This window comes from Streptomyces sp. NPDC091371 (assembly GCF_040684275.1).
Lineage (GTDB): Bacteria > Actinomycetota > Actinomycetes > Streptomycetales > Streptomycetaceae > Streptomyces.
The window spans coordinates 121,480-135,914 of the sequence record NZ_JBFBFP010000016.1; the positions used below are offsets into that span (position 1 = coordinate 121,480).

The 14,435-nt window shown below is 72.8% G+C and carries 14 protein-coding genes and 2 tRNA genes; 4 read left to right on the top strand and 12 right to left on the bottom strand.

The window, feature by feature from the left end:
- Positions 1-21: 21 nt before the first annotated feature.
- The 6 genes from AB0O21_RS19630 to AB0O21_RS19655 form a co-directional block, all read right to left on the bottom strand.
- Complete coding sequence (locus tag AB0O21_RS19630) at positions 22-1,560, bottom strand: HAMP domain-containing sensor histidine kinase (RefSeq protein ID WP_365172395.1); 1,539 nt, start codon at positions 1,558-1,560, stop codon at positions 22-24.
- A complete protein-coding gene (locus AB0O21_RS19635) occupies positions 1,560-2,327 on the bottom strand; it encodes a response regulator transcription factor (protein ID WP_365172396.1) in 768 nt (255 codons plus the stop codon). The genes AB0O21_RS19630 and AB0O21_RS19635 overlap by 1 nt, the downstream gene beginning before the upstream one ends.
- 67 nt (positions 2,328-2,394) lie before the next feature.
- Positions 2,395-3,276, bottom strand: a complete 882-nt coding sequence (locus AB0O21_RS19640; protein ID WP_365172397.1) for an amidohydrolase family protein — start codon at positions 3,274-3,276, stop codon at positions 2,395-2,397.
- Positions 3,260-3,598, bottom strand: a complete 339-nt coding sequence (locus AB0O21_RS19645; RefSeq protein ID WP_365172398.1) for an antibiotic biosynthesis monooxygenase — start codon at positions 3,596-3,598, stop codon at positions 3,260-3,262. The genes AB0O21_RS19640 and AB0O21_RS19645 overlap by 17 nt, the downstream gene beginning before the upstream one ends.
- 106 nt (positions 3,599-3,704) lie before the next feature.
- Complete coding sequence (locus AB0O21_RS19650) at positions 3,705-4,583, bottom strand: DUF2797 domain-containing protein (RefSeq protein ID WP_365172399.1); 879 nt, start codon at positions 4,581-4,583, stop codon at positions 3,705-3,707.
- Positions 4,580-5,014 carry an Lrp/AsnC family transcriptional regulator gene (locus AB0O21_RS19655; protein WP_365172400.1) on the bottom strand — a complete coding sequence of 145 codons (435 nt, stop codon included), beginning with the start codon at positions 5,012-5,014 and terminating at the stop codon, positions 4,580-4,582. Before AB0O21_RS19655 ends, AB0O21_RS19650 begins: the two co-directional genes overlap by 4 nt.
- A 109-nt stretch (positions 5,015-5,123) precedes the next feature.
- Here AB0O21_RS19655 and AB0O21_RS19660 point away from each other — a divergent pair, with 109 nt between their 5' ends.
- Positions 5,124-6,035: an SMP-30/gluconolactonase/LRE family protein gene (locus AB0O21_RS19660; protein WP_365172401.1), complete on the top strand. Its 912-nt coding sequence runs from the start codon at positions 5,124-5,126 to the stop codon at positions 6,033-6,035.
- A gap of 7 nt (positions 6,036-6,042) precedes the next feature.
- Here the strand turns inward: AB0O21_RS19660 and AB0O21_RS19665 are convergent, their stop codons facing one another.
- The 4 genes from AB0O21_RS19665 to AB0O21_RS19680 all read right to left on the bottom strand — a co-directional run bounded on the left by AB0O21_RS19665 (position 6,043) and on the right by AB0O21_RS19680 (position 7,571).
- The gene (locus AB0O21_RS19665) at positions 6,043-6,408 is read right to left on the bottom strand and encodes a PH domain-containing protein (RefSeq protein ID WP_365172402.1); all 366 of its coding nucleotides are present in this window, start codon (positions 6,406-6,408) and stop codon (positions 6,043-6,045) included.
- A gap of 108 nt (positions 6,409-6,516) precedes the next feature.
- Positions 6,517-7,089 (bottom strand): hypothetical protein, encoded by a 573-nt coding sequence (locus AB0O21_RS19670; RefSeq protein ID WP_365172403.1) that lies wholly within the window; start codon positions 7,087-7,089, stop codon positions 6,517-6,519.
- Positions 7,090-7,172: 83 nt separating this feature from the next.
- A tRNA-Arg gene (locus tag AB0O21_RS19675) sits at positions 7,173-7,245 on the bottom strand.
- 235 nt (positions 7,246-7,480) lie between these two features.
- Positions 7,481-7,571: transfer RNA gene (locus AB0O21_RS19680), tRNA-Ser, on the bottom strand.
- 224 nt (positions 7,572-7,795) lie between these two features.
- Between AB0O21_RS19680 and AB0O21_RS19685 the strand changes: the two genes are divergently transcribed.
- From AB0O21_RS19685 to AB0O21_RS19695, 3 genes are all read left to right on the top strand, one after another.
- Complete coding sequence (locus AB0O21_RS19685) at positions 7,796-8,221, top strand: SSI family serine proteinase inhibitor (protein WP_365172404.1); 426 nt, start codon at positions 7,796-7,798, stop codon at positions 8,219-8,221.
- Positions 8,222-8,340: 119 nt separating this feature from the next.
- Complete coding sequence (locus AB0O21_RS19690) at positions 8,341-11,721, top strand: PAS domain-containing protein (protein WP_365172405.1); 3,381 nt, start codon at positions 8,341-8,343, stop codon at positions 11,719-11,721.
- 13 nt (positions 11,722-11,734) lie between these two features.
- Positions 11,735-12,310: an antibiotic biosynthesis monooxygenase gene (locus tag AB0O21_RS19695; RefSeq protein WP_365172406.1), complete on the top strand. Its 576-nt coding sequence runs from the start codon at positions 11,735-11,737 to the stop codon at positions 12,308-12,310.
- Between the two features lie 6 nt (positions 12,311-12,316).
- Here AB0O21_RS19695 and AB0O21_RS19700 read toward each other — a convergent pair whose 3' ends face one another.
- Positions 12,317-13,966: a long-chain fatty acid--CoA ligase gene (locus AB0O21_RS19700; protein WP_365172407.1), complete on the bottom strand. Its 1,650-nt coding sequence runs from the start codon at positions 13,964-13,966 to the stop codon at positions 12,317-12,319.
- A 75-nt stretch (positions 13,967-14,041) separates the two neighbouring features.
- Complete coding sequence (locus AB0O21_RS19705; protein WP_365172408.1) at positions 14,042-14,386, bottom strand: VOC family protein; 345 nt, start codon at positions 14,384-14,386, stop codon at positions 14,042-14,044.
- Positions 14,387-14,435 lie beyond the last annotated feature (49 nt).

The following is a 14,435-nucleotide window of genomic DNA, read 5'->3' on the forward strand; positions in this document are numbered from 1 at the left end:
CGACACTCGCCGGGCGCCCTGTCACCGCAGTGTGCTGAGCCTGTGCCCCGACTGTGAGTCCGGGGCCGCTTCCTCGGGGGCCTGCGGCAGCAGGACCTCGAAGCAGGTCCGTCCGGGCTCGCTCCGTACGTCGACCCGCCCGCCGTGCGCGCTGACGACGGCCTGGACGATGGCGAGGCCGAGCCCGGTGGAGCCGGCCACGCGCGAGCGCGAGGCGTCGCCTCGGGCGAAGCGCTCGAAGACGTGGGGGAGCAGGGCGGGCGGGATACCGGGCCCGTCGTCCTCGATCCGCAGCCTGACCGCGGCCTGGGATGTTTCACGTGAAACATGGGCGGTCACGGTGGTACCGGGCGGGGTGTGCGTACGGGCGTTGGCGAGCAGGTTGACCAGCACCTGCTGGATCCGTGCCGGGTCGCCCCGTACGGGCGCCGGCTCCTCCGGCAGGCTCAGCCGCCAGTGGTGCTCGGGCCCGGCCGCACGGGCGTCGCTGACGGCGTCGACCACGAGCGGTGCCAGGTCGGTGGCGGTGTCCCCGGCGTCGAGCGGGCGGCCGGCGTCGAGCCGGGCCAGCAGCAGCAGGTCCTCGACCAGGCCGGTCATCCGGGTGGCCTCCGACTCGATCCGGCCGAGCGCGTGCCGGGTGTCGGGGCCGGGCTCCTCCCGGCCCCGGCGGGTCAGTTCGGCGTAGCCGCGGATGGAGGCGAGAGGGGTGCGCAGCTCGTGACTGGCGTCGGCGACGAACTGCCGGACCCGCATCTCACTCTGCTGCCGTGCCGTGAGGGCGGAGGAGACGTGCCCCAGCATCCGGTTGAGGGCCGCGCCGACCTGGCCCACCTCGGTGCGGGGATCGGCGTCGGGGACCCGCTCGTGCAGGGCGGGTTCGCCGCTGTGCAGCGGGAGTTCGGAGACCCGGGTGGCGGTGGCGGCGACCCGGCGCAGCGGGCGCAGGGCGACTCCGACCAGGACCTGCCCGGCGAGGGACGCGGCGATCAGCCCGGCCAGCGTGACGCAGACCTCCACCCCGATCAGGGTGCGCACAGTGGAGTCGACCTCGGCGAGCGGGAAGCCGAGGACGGCGCTCCCGTCGGGCGCGGCCAGCACCCGGTAGGCCCCGAGCCCCGGCAGGCTCAGGTCCACCGGTTCGGCGCGACCCTGGCCGGCCGTGGGGACGGCCTTGCGGAGGGCGGCGATCTGGGCCTCGGTGAGGTGCTGGTGGTACTCCAGCTGGGGGTCTTCGCGGCGCACGCTCCGGTCGGCGTCGAACACCTTGCCGTCGGAGTCGACGCGGAAGCCGACGGCGCCCAGCGGGGTACCGGGGCCGCTGACCACGGACCTCCCGTCCCTGATCGCGTTCGCCGGCCCGGGACGCGTGGCCATGTCGACGGAGATCCGCAGCTGCTGGTCGACCTTGCCGACCAGGTACGAACGCAGCGCGAGGGTGGTGACCGTCCCGATGGCCGTGCCCACCACGGCGATCAGCACCACGGCGGAGACGACCAGCCGGGTCCGCAGCGACCAGGGCCGCCGACGGCGCGGCCGCTTCTTCGGACGGACGGCCACTACTCGGCCGGCTTGATCAGGTAACCGGCACCCCGCCGGGTGTGGATCATCGGCGCGAGCCCCGGCCCGCTCTCCAGCTTCCGGCGCAGGTAGGAGATGTACAGCTCGACCACGTTGGCCTGGCCGCCGAAGTCGTACGACCACACGCGGTCCAGGATCTGCGCCTTGCTCAGCACCCGGCGCGGGTTGCGCATCAGGTAGCGCAGCAGCTCGAACTCGGTGGCGGTCAGGTGGATGTCCCGCCCGTCCCGCACCACTTCGTGGCTGTCCTCGTCGAGCCGCAGGTCACCGACGGTCAGGACGGAGCCGCCGCGCGCCGCCTGCGCCGCGCCGGAGCGCCGGACGAGCCCGCGCAGCCGGGCCACGACCTCCTCCAGGCTGAAGGGCTTGGTGACGTAGTCGTCGCCGCCCGCCGTGAGACCGGCGATGCGGTCCTCGACGGAGTCCTTGGCGGTCAGGAACAGCACGGGGAGCTGGGGGATCTCCCGGCGCAGCCGGCCGAGGACGGCGAGCCCGTCCATGTCGGGGAGCATGATGTCGAGGACCACCACGTCGGGGCGGAACTCCTTCGCCGCCCGCACCGCCCCCGCCCCGTCGCCGGCGCTGCGGACCTCGCAGCCCTCGTAGCGCAGGGCCATCGACAGCAGCTCCGAGAGCGAGGCCTCGTCGTCGACGACGAGGACCCGGCAGGGCCCGCCGTCGGGCCGCACCAGGGCCGTCGCGTTGCCGGTGGACATGGACGCGTGGGAGGTGGTCGTCGCAGTCATGTGACCACGTTGTCCCGGGCCTCTGAGAGCGCCCTTGTCCCTTCCTGTGAATCTCCTGAGAAACGGATCAGGGGTCGAGGCGGAACAGCCGGGCGGCATTGTCGTGGCACACCGCCCGCAGCCAGTCGTCGCCCAGCCCGAGCCGTTCGAGCGCGAGGAGCTGGTGCTCGTAGGGGTAGGGGATGTTCGGGAAGTCGGTGCCGAGCAGGATCCGGTCGCCGAGGTCCGCCAGCCGGCCCAGGTCACCGGCCGGGAAGGCGTGCAGCCGCTCCGAGAAGTCCGTGAAGGCCATGGTGGTGTCCAGGCGCACCTCGGCGTACCGGTCGGCGAGGTCGAGGAAGTCGGCGTACTCGGGCATGCCCATGTGCGCGACGATCAGCGGCAGCCTCGGGTGCCGGGCCAGCAGCCGGGCGACCGGCTCGGGTCCGGTGTGCTTGCCGGGGACGGGCCCCGAGCCGCAGTGGACCACGATCGGGATCCCGGCCTCGGCCAGCAGCCCCCACACCGGCTCCAGCCGGTCGTCGTTCGGGTCGTATCCGCCGACCTGGAGGTGCGCCTTGAAGACCCGCGCCCCGGCTTCGACGGCCTGACGGACGTAGGAGGCCACGCCCTCCTCCGGGAAGAAGGTCGCGGTGTGCAGGCAGTCGGGGGTCCGGGCGGCGAAATCGGCGGCCCAGGAGTTGAGCCAGGCGGCCATCGCCGGCTTGTGCGGGTACAGCATGGCCGTGAAGGCGCGGACCCCGAACTCCCGCAGCAGCGCGACCCGCTGCTCCTCCTCGTGCCGGTAGGTGATGGGCCACTCGACGCCGGTCAGCGGGCCGACCGCGTCGAAGTAGTCCCACACCTTGTCCAGGACCCGCTCGGGCATGAAGTGGGTGTGGACGTCGACCAGTCCGGGCAGCCCGAGGCGCTCCCGGAACGCCCGGACCGCCTCAGGCGTCGCGGTCAAAGCCGTGGCTCCGCTCGACGGTCGCGACGTGCAGGGTGTAGCTCTCGTACCAGTCGGCGCGGCCCTGCTTCATGGCCGCCTGATGCTCCAGGTCCTGGCGCCAGACGGCCAGCGACTCGTGGTCCCGGAAGTACGCCACGGTGATCCCGAGCCCTCCCGGCGTACGCGCGGACTCGTAGCCGAGGAAGCCCGGATTGGCCCGGACGATCTCGGTCATCCGGGCGAGGGTCTCCGGGTATCCGCTGTCGTCGTCGGTGCGGACATTGCTGAAGACGGCCATGACGTAAGGAGGTTCGAAGGCCGGTACCGGCTGAATGCTCATGTCCACCACCCTCGGCGGAGCTCCCCCGGCATGTCCACCGCAATCGCCCCCGCCAGCCCAAAGGGATCCAAGTTTTGACCAAGCCGCCCGCGCCCCGGCAGGACCCTCAGAACAACCCGCCCTGCCCGCCGGCCGGAATCTCCGCCACGGGCACCACGCCCCCTGCCCCGGCCTCCGGGGCGACGAGCTCCCAGCCGGCCAGCAGCCGGGTGTCCACCACGAGCCCGTCCGCGAGGTGCAGATCGGGCCCGGCAGCGCCCACCAGCCTCCCCACGACCGCCCCGCCGGGCACCATCGCCGTAACGACCCGATCCGGCGCGGGCAGCCCGGTCCACTCGTCCAGCCCGAACACCCCGGCGTGGTCCGCGACTTCGCACTCCACCCGCTCCAGCGAATCCGGCCACCCCGCCAGCGCCACCGCCCGGCGGTGCAACTCGGCGACCTCCAACGCCCGCTCGGGCGCCGGAGGCAGATGCGCCCGAACCCCCCGCTTCCGCGCGTACGCGATCCGGTCGGGCACCCCGAGCGCCGCCCTCAGCAGCTCCTCGGTGCGCCGGGCCGCCATCAGCGGCCCCCGTCCCAGCCAGGCCCAGGTCACCGCCCCCTGCTCCAGCAGCCGGGCCGATCCCCGCTCCTCGGCGGTGATGCCCACCTTGACCAGACCGGGCCCGAACCAGGCCAGGTAGACCCGGTAGGTACGCGGGTCGGCCGCATTGGTGTCGGCCGCCACGGAGAACGACCGGTCGAGGCGCGCGCACTCGGGGCACTGCGCGCTCCCCGACCGCCCGGGCACGGTGGCGGCGGTCGGGCAGGCCGTCCGCTTCGCGGCCCGCCGCACCCCGAGGCAGTGCCGGTCTCCGCGTGCGGCGAAGGCCAGCCGCTGCCCGTAGACGAGCCCGCTCACCCGCTCGCCGCGCCCCTCCCCGTACCACCCGATGGCCGGCCGGCCGTTGCTCCACCGGATCCCGGTGCACCACCAGGTCACAGCGGGAGCGGCCGCTCGAAGAAGGTCTCCAGGACCACGGTGGCGTGCGTACCGCTGACCCCCTCGATGCCGTAGAGACGCCGCAGCACGTCCTGCAACCCCTCGGTCGACGCCGTGCGCACCTTGACCAGGACCGAGGCGCTGCCCGCGATGATGTGCGCCTCCTGGATCTCGGGGATCGCGGCGAAGTCCGGGGCGGACTCACCCATCCACGCGGTGGAGTCGACCATCACGTAGGCGAGCACCCCGCTGCCCACCGCGGCCGGGTCGACGTCGATGGTGGTCCGCCGGATCACCCCGCGCTCGCGCAGTTTGCGCACCCGCTCGTGCGTCGCCCCCGCCGACAGCCCGACCGCCGTGCCGAGAGCGGCGTACGACTGCCCCGCGTCCTGCTGCAGGCGCAGGACGAGCGCCCGGTCGATGTCGTCCACGCGATCTTCTCCTCGTGGGCTCCGTCAGCCCTTGCGAAGACGGTACCGGATCCTGCAATCTCGACATCGCGCCGAACAGAATTCGGCAACACTCTTTTCAGGGGGAATAGTGTCTGCCATAGCCGACCTCACCTTGTACGAGATCCTGGACGACCGCTTCCAGACCGGCCGCTGCGCCAACGGCGACGCGCGACTGGAGCGGCTCTACGACGACTGCCGCTGGGCCGAAGGCCCGCTGTACCTGCCGGCCTGGCGGCAGCTGGTGTGGAGCGACATCCCGAACGACCGGATGCTGCGCTGGGACGAGGCCACCGGCGCCGTCTCCGTCTTCCGCTCCCCGGCCGGCCACTCGAACGGCAACACCCTCGACCGCGAGGGGCGCCTGATCACCTGCGAGCAGGGCAACCGCCGCGTCACCCGCACCGAACCGGACGGCAGCCTCACCGTCATCGCCGACCGCTACGAGGGCAAGCGGCTCAACAGCCCCAACGACTCGGTCGTCCGCTCGGACGGGTCCGTCTGGTTCTCCGACCCGGACTTCGGCATCACCAATGACTACGAGGGCCACCGGGCACCGAGCGAGATCGGCGCCTGCAACCTCTACCGCGCGGACCCCGTGACCGGGTCCGTCCGCCTCGTCGCCGACGGCTTCCTCGGCCCCAACGGCCTCGTCTTCTCCCCGGACGAGAGCGAGCTCTACGCCGCCGACACCCGGGCCGGCCACATCCGGGCCTTCAAGGTCGCCGCCGACGGCACCCTGACCGACGACCGGATCTTCGCCGCCTGCCCGCGGGTCGACAACATCCGCTTCGACGACGAGGGCCGGCTCTGGGCGGCGGCGATGGAAGACGGCATCCGCTGCTACGCCGCCGACGGCACCCTGATCGGGCGCGTCCGCGTCCCAGAGCCGGTCTCGAACCTCACCTTCGGAGGTCCCAAGAGGAACCGCGTCTTCATCACGGCCACCACCTCGCTCTACTCGATGGTGATGTCCGTGACCGGCCTCCCGCGGGTCCTGTAAGGGCTGGTTACCGGGCGACGAACTGCGTCAGGATCGCCTGGACCTCGTAGATGTCGACGCCCTTGGTGAACGTCTTCTCGACCGGCGCCGGGCTGCCGGATATCCAGATCTTCAGCTCGGCGTCGAGATCGAAGGTGCCGGCCGTCTCCACCGCGAAGTGCGTGATGCTCCGGTAGGGGATGGAGTGGTACTCCACCTTCTTACCCGTGATGCCCTGCTTGTCGACGAGCACCAGCCGCCGATCGGTGAACAGGATCGTGTCCCGAACCAGCAGGTAGGCGGCGTGCACCTGCTCCCCCTGCCCCAGCAGCCGCGCGAACTCCTGCTGCGCCGACGCCGGGTCGACCGCGTGCGCGTTTCCGAACAGTCCCATGAGGACCCCCCAATTCGAGCTTTGAATGATCAACAAGACCGTACCCGGCGCACCCCGTAACCCGCATCCCCCTCCAGAGCCATCCGTCCGGCCGGCCGCACGGACCCCTCAGTGCCGCTTCTTCAGCACGCAGACCCTGCCGTCGTCGGGATCACCGACGTACGCCCACAAGACGGGAGCCTCCGCGCTTCCCCGGGCTTCGTACTGGCCCCGCGTCTTGCCGGGGTCGAGCCTGACGGTCACCTCGGTCACGCCCTTTCGCCCGGCGGATGAGTCGTACACGCTCCACGATCCCGCCCCCGTCCACGTCAGGTCCCGGGAGGAGAAGGAGCCGCCCGGCCCGCTCGCGGTGGGGTCCGAGAAGTCACCGCAGACAGCCGCAGCCCAGAACCTGCCGTCGGCCCCCAGCTCCAGCGTGCCGCCCGCCGCGTCGCTCCAGCTCCCCGCCACCAGTTCCTTGGCGAGCACGAGCGGCTCCCCCTCCGGTGGCCCCGGGGCCGTGGCGCGGCCGGCCAAGACCATGCCCACCAATGCCACCGGCGCCAGAACCATGGCGAGAACCCCGATCCCGCAGCCGATCCCGCGCTTGGTCGAGCCCGACATCGGCGGCTTCTGCCACTCCCGCTCATCCAGCGGCCACGGCTGCGGCTGCCACCCGGACCGCCCACCAACGTCGTTCACCCTCGCCCCCCCGAGCCCGGGCACGTCACCCGCGGACATACGACAGAGGCCCCGGACTTCCGTCCGGGGCCTCTGGCCTGCTGTGCACTCGGCAGGATTCGAACCTGCAACCTTCTGATCCGTAGTCAGATGCTCTATCCGTTAAGCTACGAGTGCTTGGGCTTCCCGGGGTTTTTCGCCCCGTTGGCCTTGCGAGAACAACAATACATGGACCTCGCCGGGACGCGAAATCCATTAGCCAAACCACCTCTGACCTGCGGAAACGGGCTGGATGGAGATCGTCCGGATGTGGCGGTGCGACGGTGGGGCGGGGCGGGCCGGAGCAGCGGATGGGATCGGGCCGGAACGCATCGAAGCCCCGGTCCGTCAGGACCGGGGCTTCGATGAGGTGCGGAGGCGGAGGGATTTGAACCCTCGATGGGGTGTAAGCCCCAAACCGCATTAGCAGTGCGGCGCCATAGACCGGACTAGGCGACGCCTCCAGCACACCCCCGCGTACGAGGGTGCGTGCAGATGATGACACAGGCGCAGGGCCCCTCACCAATCCGCTCCCACGGTACTAGGACGGGCGGCCGAAGGGCAAAGGCTTAAGAGCACGCGGCACGAGGCGTCGGAACGAGGCGTCGGAACGAGGTGTCCGCACGCAACGTAGGCGCGCCCCGGTCGTTGGTCAGGCGTACGACGTACGGACGACCTGGAGTGCCCCATGCTGCGTCTCGCCGCCTTCGCCGTCACCTCCGCCCTGGCCGCCTCGGCCGCCGGACCACTGCCGCCGCTGCCCCTAGGGCGGCTGCTGGCCGGCCCCGACCGCCTCACCATCGCCATGGCCGACACCGGCAACCGCCGGCTGGACCGGGAGTACCTGCTCGAATGCGACCCCGTCGGCGGTGACCACCCCTGGAGGGAGCAGGCCTGCGCGAAGCTCGGCAAGCTCGCCGCCGAGGGCAGGGATCCCTTCGCCCCGGTCTCCAAGCGGCAGATCTGCACCATGAAGTACGGGGGCCCGGCCACGGCCCGGATCACCGGGACCTGGCAGGGGCACAAAGTGGACGCGACCTTCCGGCGGACGGACGGCTGCGAAATCAGCCGTTGGGACGAGTTGGAACCTCTGCTTCCGAGTGGGCGTTCCTGACCTGGGAGGATGCGCGGGGCGAGCGATATGCACCAGACTTCGGCCATCCCGCCGCGGGGCTGTGGCCTTAGACTCCTCCCGTGACATGCCGGTAGTTGTGGTCAGGGAGGAAGCTCGTCGTGAGCAGCAGGCCATCCCGAGGCGCTGCTCGCCTCGCAGCAATACTCGACGCTCTTCCCGACGCGCTGTTGCTCGTCAACGCCAACGGCACGGTCGTCAACGCCAATTCGATCGCCCTCGAGGTGATGGAGAGCCCCGGAACCGGGCTCGTCGGCCGGGGTGTGCTCGACCTCCTGCCCGAGTTCGACTCCAAACTGATCCCCGGCTCCATGCGCCGGCCCGGTGAGGACGACGGCGGCCGGGCCGCACCGAAACGGATGATCGCGCGCCGTACCGACGGGAGCGAGTTCCCCGTCGAGGTCACCGCGGCCCATCTCGACGGCCGCGACGCCTACCGCGAGCCGCAGCCCGGCTACACCGGGGACGAGCTGCTGATGCTCGTCGTACGGGACCTCTCCCAGACCGTGGACACCGAGGCGGAGCTGGCCCGCTCCCAGCGGCAGACCGAGATGATCCTGCGCGCGGCCGCCGAGGGCGTCGTCGGCACCGACACCGACGGGCGGGTGGTGCTGGTCAATCCGGCCGCCGCCCAGATCCTCGGCTACCGGGCCACCGACCTCGGCAACCGCGAACTGCACGGCCTGGTCCAGCACTCGCGCGCCGACGGCACGCCGTTCCCCTTCGACGAGTCCCCGCTCGCCGACACCCTGCGCAGCGGCCGCAAGCACCGCGTGCGCGGGCAGGTGCTGTGGAACAAGGCCGGCCAGCCGGTCGCCGTCGACCTGACGACGTCGCCCGTACGGGACGGGGAGCAGCTCGTCGGCGCCGTCATGACCTTCACCGACCGGCGGCCCTACGACGCCCTCGCCGCGCGCCACGCGCAGCTGCTGGCCGTCCTCGGGGATTCCCTGCGCGGCCCGCTGGACGAGCTCCGCGGGGAGCTGGCCACGCTCGCCGCCGACGATGCGGGACAGCTCTGGCCCGAGGCGAACCAGCTGCTGCACCACCTGGCCGCCGGGTACTCGCGGATGACCACGCTCGTGGACAACGTGCTCGGCTTCCAGCGGCTGGATTCCGGCGGCGACAAGCTCCGCAAGAAGAAGGTGCTGATCAACGGCGTCGTCACGGCCGGCGTCGACGGCGCGGTCGAGCTGATCGGGCCGGGCCGCGCACAGTTCGCCGTCCACGCTCCGACCATCGAGGCCGAGGTTGACGCCGAGCGGGTCGCGACCGCGCTCGCCCACCTGGTCGCGGACGTCGCCGGGGTGGACGCCACCGGCAAGACCCGCCAGGGCAGCGGGTACAGCGACTCGACGATCGTGGTGGCCGCCGCGCAGCGCGGTGATGTCGTACGGATCGAGGTGCGCGGGCCGTACGAGGGCGGGAACCCCGTCCACGAGCCGATCGTGCGGGGCATCGTCGCCGCGCACGGAGGCGTGCTCCAGACCGTGGAGGTGCCGGGCGCGCCCGGCGGGGCGTACGTGCTGGAGCTGCCGCTGGGCGCGGGAGCCGGGACGGTGACCCTGCCGGAGCCGGCCGAGGCGCCCGCGGCCGGACCTGCCGCGGACGGCGCCGGGGCGGCCGGGGACGCGGCCCCCGGGAAGGTCTCCGGCGGGCGCCGGGGCCGACGCGGCGTGGACGCCTTCCTGGAAGACGAGGCAGCGGGCGGCCCGGCGGCGGACGCACGGGGCGACCAGGGCGGGGGCGCGCTGGCGCTGCCGTCCGGGCGGCGGCGCGCGGGAGAGGCCGCCGCCCCCGCCCCCGCAGCGGTTCCGGAGCTCGCGCAGTCCCCGGTCAACCCGGCGGGACTGGGCACCGGCCGCAGGCGCGGCCGGGCCGGCGACGGCAGCGGCGAGGCCGACACCACCGGCGGCCCGGCCGCGCTGGAGGGCCGGGGCGGCCCCGGCGGCACGGGGGCCCAGCGTGGCCCGGGTGCCCCCCTTGCTCCCGGCGCTCCCGGTGCCCCCGGTGCCCCCGGGCAGGCCGTGCCGCCGCAGGGGACCGGGCTGCCCGCGCTGCCCGCCGTTCCCGTGACCGAGCACCCCGCCGGGCGGCGGCGTGCGCTGGCTCCGGCGCAGCCCGGCGGGCCCGTGCCCGCGACCGGGCTCGGGCCGACGCCCGCTCCCGCCCGGCCCATCGCTCCCGAGGGCGGCTTCGCGCTGCCCGCCGGCCCCACGCCGGCCCCCGCGATGGCCGGTCCGGCCGTCGCGCCCGCCGAGGCCGACGCGGAGGCCCCGGGCGGGCGGCGCGGGCGCCGGGTGCTGGGCGCGCCCTCCGGCGAGGCCGAAGCCCCGGCCGCGCAGGCCGCCGCGGGCGCGGAGGAACCCGTACCCCCGACCGGACGGCGGCGTGCGCTGGCCACCGGCGCCCCCGCGTGGCCGGTTCCGGCGGCCCGGACCGCTCCCGAGGACGACGAGTCGGGCCAGGTCGCGCTCCCCGGGGCGCGGCAACCGCAGGACACCCCCGTGGAGACCGCGCAGGCGGTGGACGTGCGCGCCCTCGGCACCCTCGGCCAGGGCATCTCCGTCGACCCTGCCGGCGGCGGCTCGGGTTCCGGGCGCCGGCGCCGGCTCGCCGAGCCGGCGCCGCAGGGGCGGGCCTTCGCCATAGGAGCCCCCGAGGCGGGCGCCGACGAGGGTCCCGAGCCGCTGGACGGCCCGGGCGGGGCCGTCGAGGTGGTCAACCGGCCCGTGCCCGTACCGGTGGACGACGAGCTCCCCCCGGAGCCCCTGGACAACCCGCGCCGCCTCCTGGTGTGGCCCGCGCCGGACGTGCAGACGCAGCAGGCGCTCAGCGACCGCGGCTACCGCCCGGTGATCGTGCACTCCCGCGAGGAGGTGGACGCGCAGATCGCCGCGTTCCCCGCCGCGCTGTTCGTGGACCCGCTGACCGGGCCGATCACCCGCACCGCCCTGCAGTCCCTGCGCCAGGCGGCGGTGGCCGCCGAGGTGCCCGTGCTGGTCACGGCCGGGCTGGGGCACGCCACGCGCGAGGCCGCGTACGGCGCCGATCCGGCCGTCCTGCTCAAGGCGCTGGCGCCGCGGGACAGCGAGCAGCACCCCTCCCGGGTCCTGCTGATCGAGGAGCGCGACGAGATCGCGACGGCCCTCACCGCCGCCCTGGAGCGGCGCGGCCTCCAGGTCGCCCGGGCCGGCGCCGACACCGACGCGGTGGAAATGGCGACGCGGATGCGCCCCAACCTGGTCGTCATGGACCTGATGCAGGTACGCCGCCGCCGGGCCGGGATCGTGGACTGGCTGCGCGCCAACGGGCAGTTGAACCACACCCCGCTGGTCGTCTACACGGCGACCGGCATCGATCCGGCGGAGCTCCCGAAGCTGGCTTCCGGGGAGAGCGTGCTCTTCCTCGCCGAGCGGGCCACCACGACGGACGTCCAGGGTCGCATCGTGGACCTACTGGCCAAGATCGGCACCAACTAGTCATCCTGGCACGATGGCCATCATCGACACGACCGAGCACAGCGTCCCCGCCGACAACGGGGAGGTGAACCTGCTCATCGCCCGGCAGGTGGAGCCCGGGCACGAGGAGACCTTCGAGGCCTGGGCCCACGGCATCCTGGAAACGGCCGCGAGCTTCCCCGACCACCTCGGGTACGGGCTGTTCCGCCCTGCGACCGAGGGCGGGCCGTGGTTCCTGGTCCACCGCTTCCGCAACCAGGCGGCGTTCCAGCGCTGGCAGGACTCGCCCGAGCGGGCCCAGTGGTTCTCCAACTGCCTCGGCCACCACCACACGGAGATAGCCCGCCGGGAACTGCACGGCATGGAGACCTGGTTCGCCAAGCCGGGTACGACCCGGCCCGCGCCGCCGCGGTGGAAGATGGCGATCAGCTCGGGGCTGGCCATCTTCCCGATCTCGCTCCTCGGCAACGCGGTGCTCGGGCCGTACCTGGTCGATCTGCACTTCGTGCTGCGCACGGCCGCCTTCGCCGTCGTGTTCAGCACCCTGATGACGTACGTGGCCATGCCCACCGTCAGCAAGCTGCTGCGGCCGTGGCTCACCAAGGGGTGACGCGGGTCAGTCGAGCGTGGTGACTTCCAGCTCGCCGTCCGCGTACTGCCTGCGGATCACCTTCTTGTCGAACTTGCCGACGCTGGTCTTCGGCACCTCGGCGATGACCGTCCAGCGCTCCGGCAGCTGCCACTTGGCGATCGACTGGCTCAGGAACTCGCGCAGCCCCGCGTAGTCCACGCTCGCGCCCGCCTTGAGCACGACGGTGGCCAGCGGGCGCTCGCCCCACTTGTCGTCGGGAACGGCGACCACGGCGGCCTCCGCCACCTCGGGGTGTGCCATCAGGGCGTTCTCCAGCTCCACGCTGGAGATCCACTCGCCGCCGGACTTGATGACGTCCTTGGCCCGGTCGGTGAGGGTGAGGAAGCCGTCGGGGCTGATGACGCCGACGTCCCCGGTCTTGAGCCAGCCGTCCGCGGCGAACTTGTCCTCGGGACGGAAGGACTCACCGGTCGCGCCCCCGTAGTAGGAGCCGGCGATCCAGTTGCCGCGCACCTCCAGCTCGCCCGCCGACTCGCCGTCCCAGGGCAGCCGGTCACCGCCGGGTCCGACCAGGCGGGCCTCGACGCCGGCCGGGAAACGGCCCTGGGTGAGCCGGTACGGCCACTGCTCCTCGGCGCTCAGGGCGGCCGGGGGGTGCGCCATCGTGCCGAGCGGGGAGGTCTCGGTCATGCCCCACGCGTGGCAGAGGCGGACACCGAGCCTGTCGTAGGCCTCCATCAGGGCGGGCGGACAGGCCGAGCCGCCGATGGTGACCTGCTTCATCGAGGTCAGGTCCCGCGGGTTGGCGGTGACCTCGGCGAGCAGGCCCTGCCAGATGGTGGGGACGGCCGCCGCGTGGCTGGGCTTCTCCCGCTCGATCATCTCGGCGAGCGGGGCGGGCTGGAGGAAGCGGTCCGGCATCAGCATGTTGATGCCGGTCATGAAGGTGGCGTGCGGCAGGCCCCAGGCGTTCACGTGGAACTGCGGGACCACGACCAGGGTGGTGTCCCGGTCGTTCAGCCCCATCGACTCGGCCATGTTGACCTGCATGGAGTGCAGGTAGATCGAGCGGTGCGAGTAGACGACGCCCTTGGGGTCCCCGGTGGTGCCGGAGGTGTAGCACATCGCCGCCGCCCGGCGCTCGTCCAGCTCGGGCCAGTCGTAGCTGGTCGAGCGGCCCGCGATGAGCTCCTCGTAGTCGTGCACGCGGACGTTCAGGCCGTCGAGCACGGAGCGGTCCCCGATGCCGGAGACGACGACGTGCTCGACGGTCGGCAGGTGCGGCAGCAGCGGCGCGAGGAGGGGCAGCAGGGTGCCGTTGGCCAGCACGACGCGGTCGGCCGCGTGGTTGACGATGAAGACCAGCTGCTCGGGCGGGAGCCTCAGGTTGAGGGTGTGCAGGACCGCGCCCATGGAGGGGAGCGCGAAGTACGCCTCGACGTGCTCGGCGTTGTTCCACATCAGTGTCGCCACGACGTCTCCGGGCTCGACGCCCAGGTCGTCGTGCAGGGCGTTGGCGAGCTGTGCTGCGCGATCGCCGATGTCGGCGAACGTCCGGCGGTGCGGCTCCGCCTCGCCGGTCCACGTCGTCACGGTCGACTTGCCGTGGATCCTCCGGCCATGCTCCAGGATCCGGCTGATGATGAGCGGCACATCTTGCATGGTGCTGAGCACGGGCGTCCTCCCGGTGGGCGCTGTCACTCGTCGCGACGGTGGGAGAATTCTGCGCACGTACCATGCGGTATGTCACTACGTCTCGGTAGCTTTCTTCGGGGCCGGCGACGGGTCGTGCCCGGTGGGCCCGCCCGGGGCGGTCAGGACGACGGTCCGGCCGTCCGGGTCGGTCAGGGTATGGCGGCCCGGAGGCAGCTCGCCGACCGGTCCGGACGCGGTGAGGCCGAGGCGCAGGTAGCCCGTCGCCGGGCGCTTGCCGGCCGGGTACAGCTCCAGCACACCGCCGTCGGCCAGGGTCGCCGCGTAGTGCGCCGGCCCGCTGCCGTGCTGCTCTGGAACCAGGGTGAGGCCGAGGCCCCCGTAGAAGTCGCGGCAGGCCTCGAGACGCTCGGTGTAGATCACGGCGAGGTCGATGTTCAATGACGCTCCTGATGGGTGGGTTGTCCGTACGCGGGGAAGACCGCCGGCC

Bases quoted from the DNA above. Each gene is read 5' to 3' on its own strand.
- AB0O21_RS19685 (WP_365172404.1), top strand. From the start codon at position 7,796: ATGCTGCGTCTCGCCGCCTTCGCCGTCACCTCCGCCCTGGCCGCCTCG.
- AB0O21_RS19645 (WP_365172398.1), bottom strand. From the start codon at position 3,598: ATGAGCATTCAGCCGGTACCGGCCTTCGAACCTCCTTACGTCATGGCC.
- AB0O21_RS19695 (WP_365172406.1), top strand. From the start codon at position 11,735: ATGGCCATCATCGACACGACCGAGCACAGCGTCCCCGCCGACAACGGG.
- AB0O21_RS19635 (WP_365172396.1), bottom strand. From the start codon at position 2,327: ATGACTGCGACGACCACCTCCCACGCGTCCATGTCCACCGGCAACGCG.
- AB0O21_RS19665 (WP_365172402.1), bottom strand. From the start codon at position 6,408: ATGGGACTGTTCGGAAACGCGCACGCGGTCGACCCGGCGTCGGCGCAG.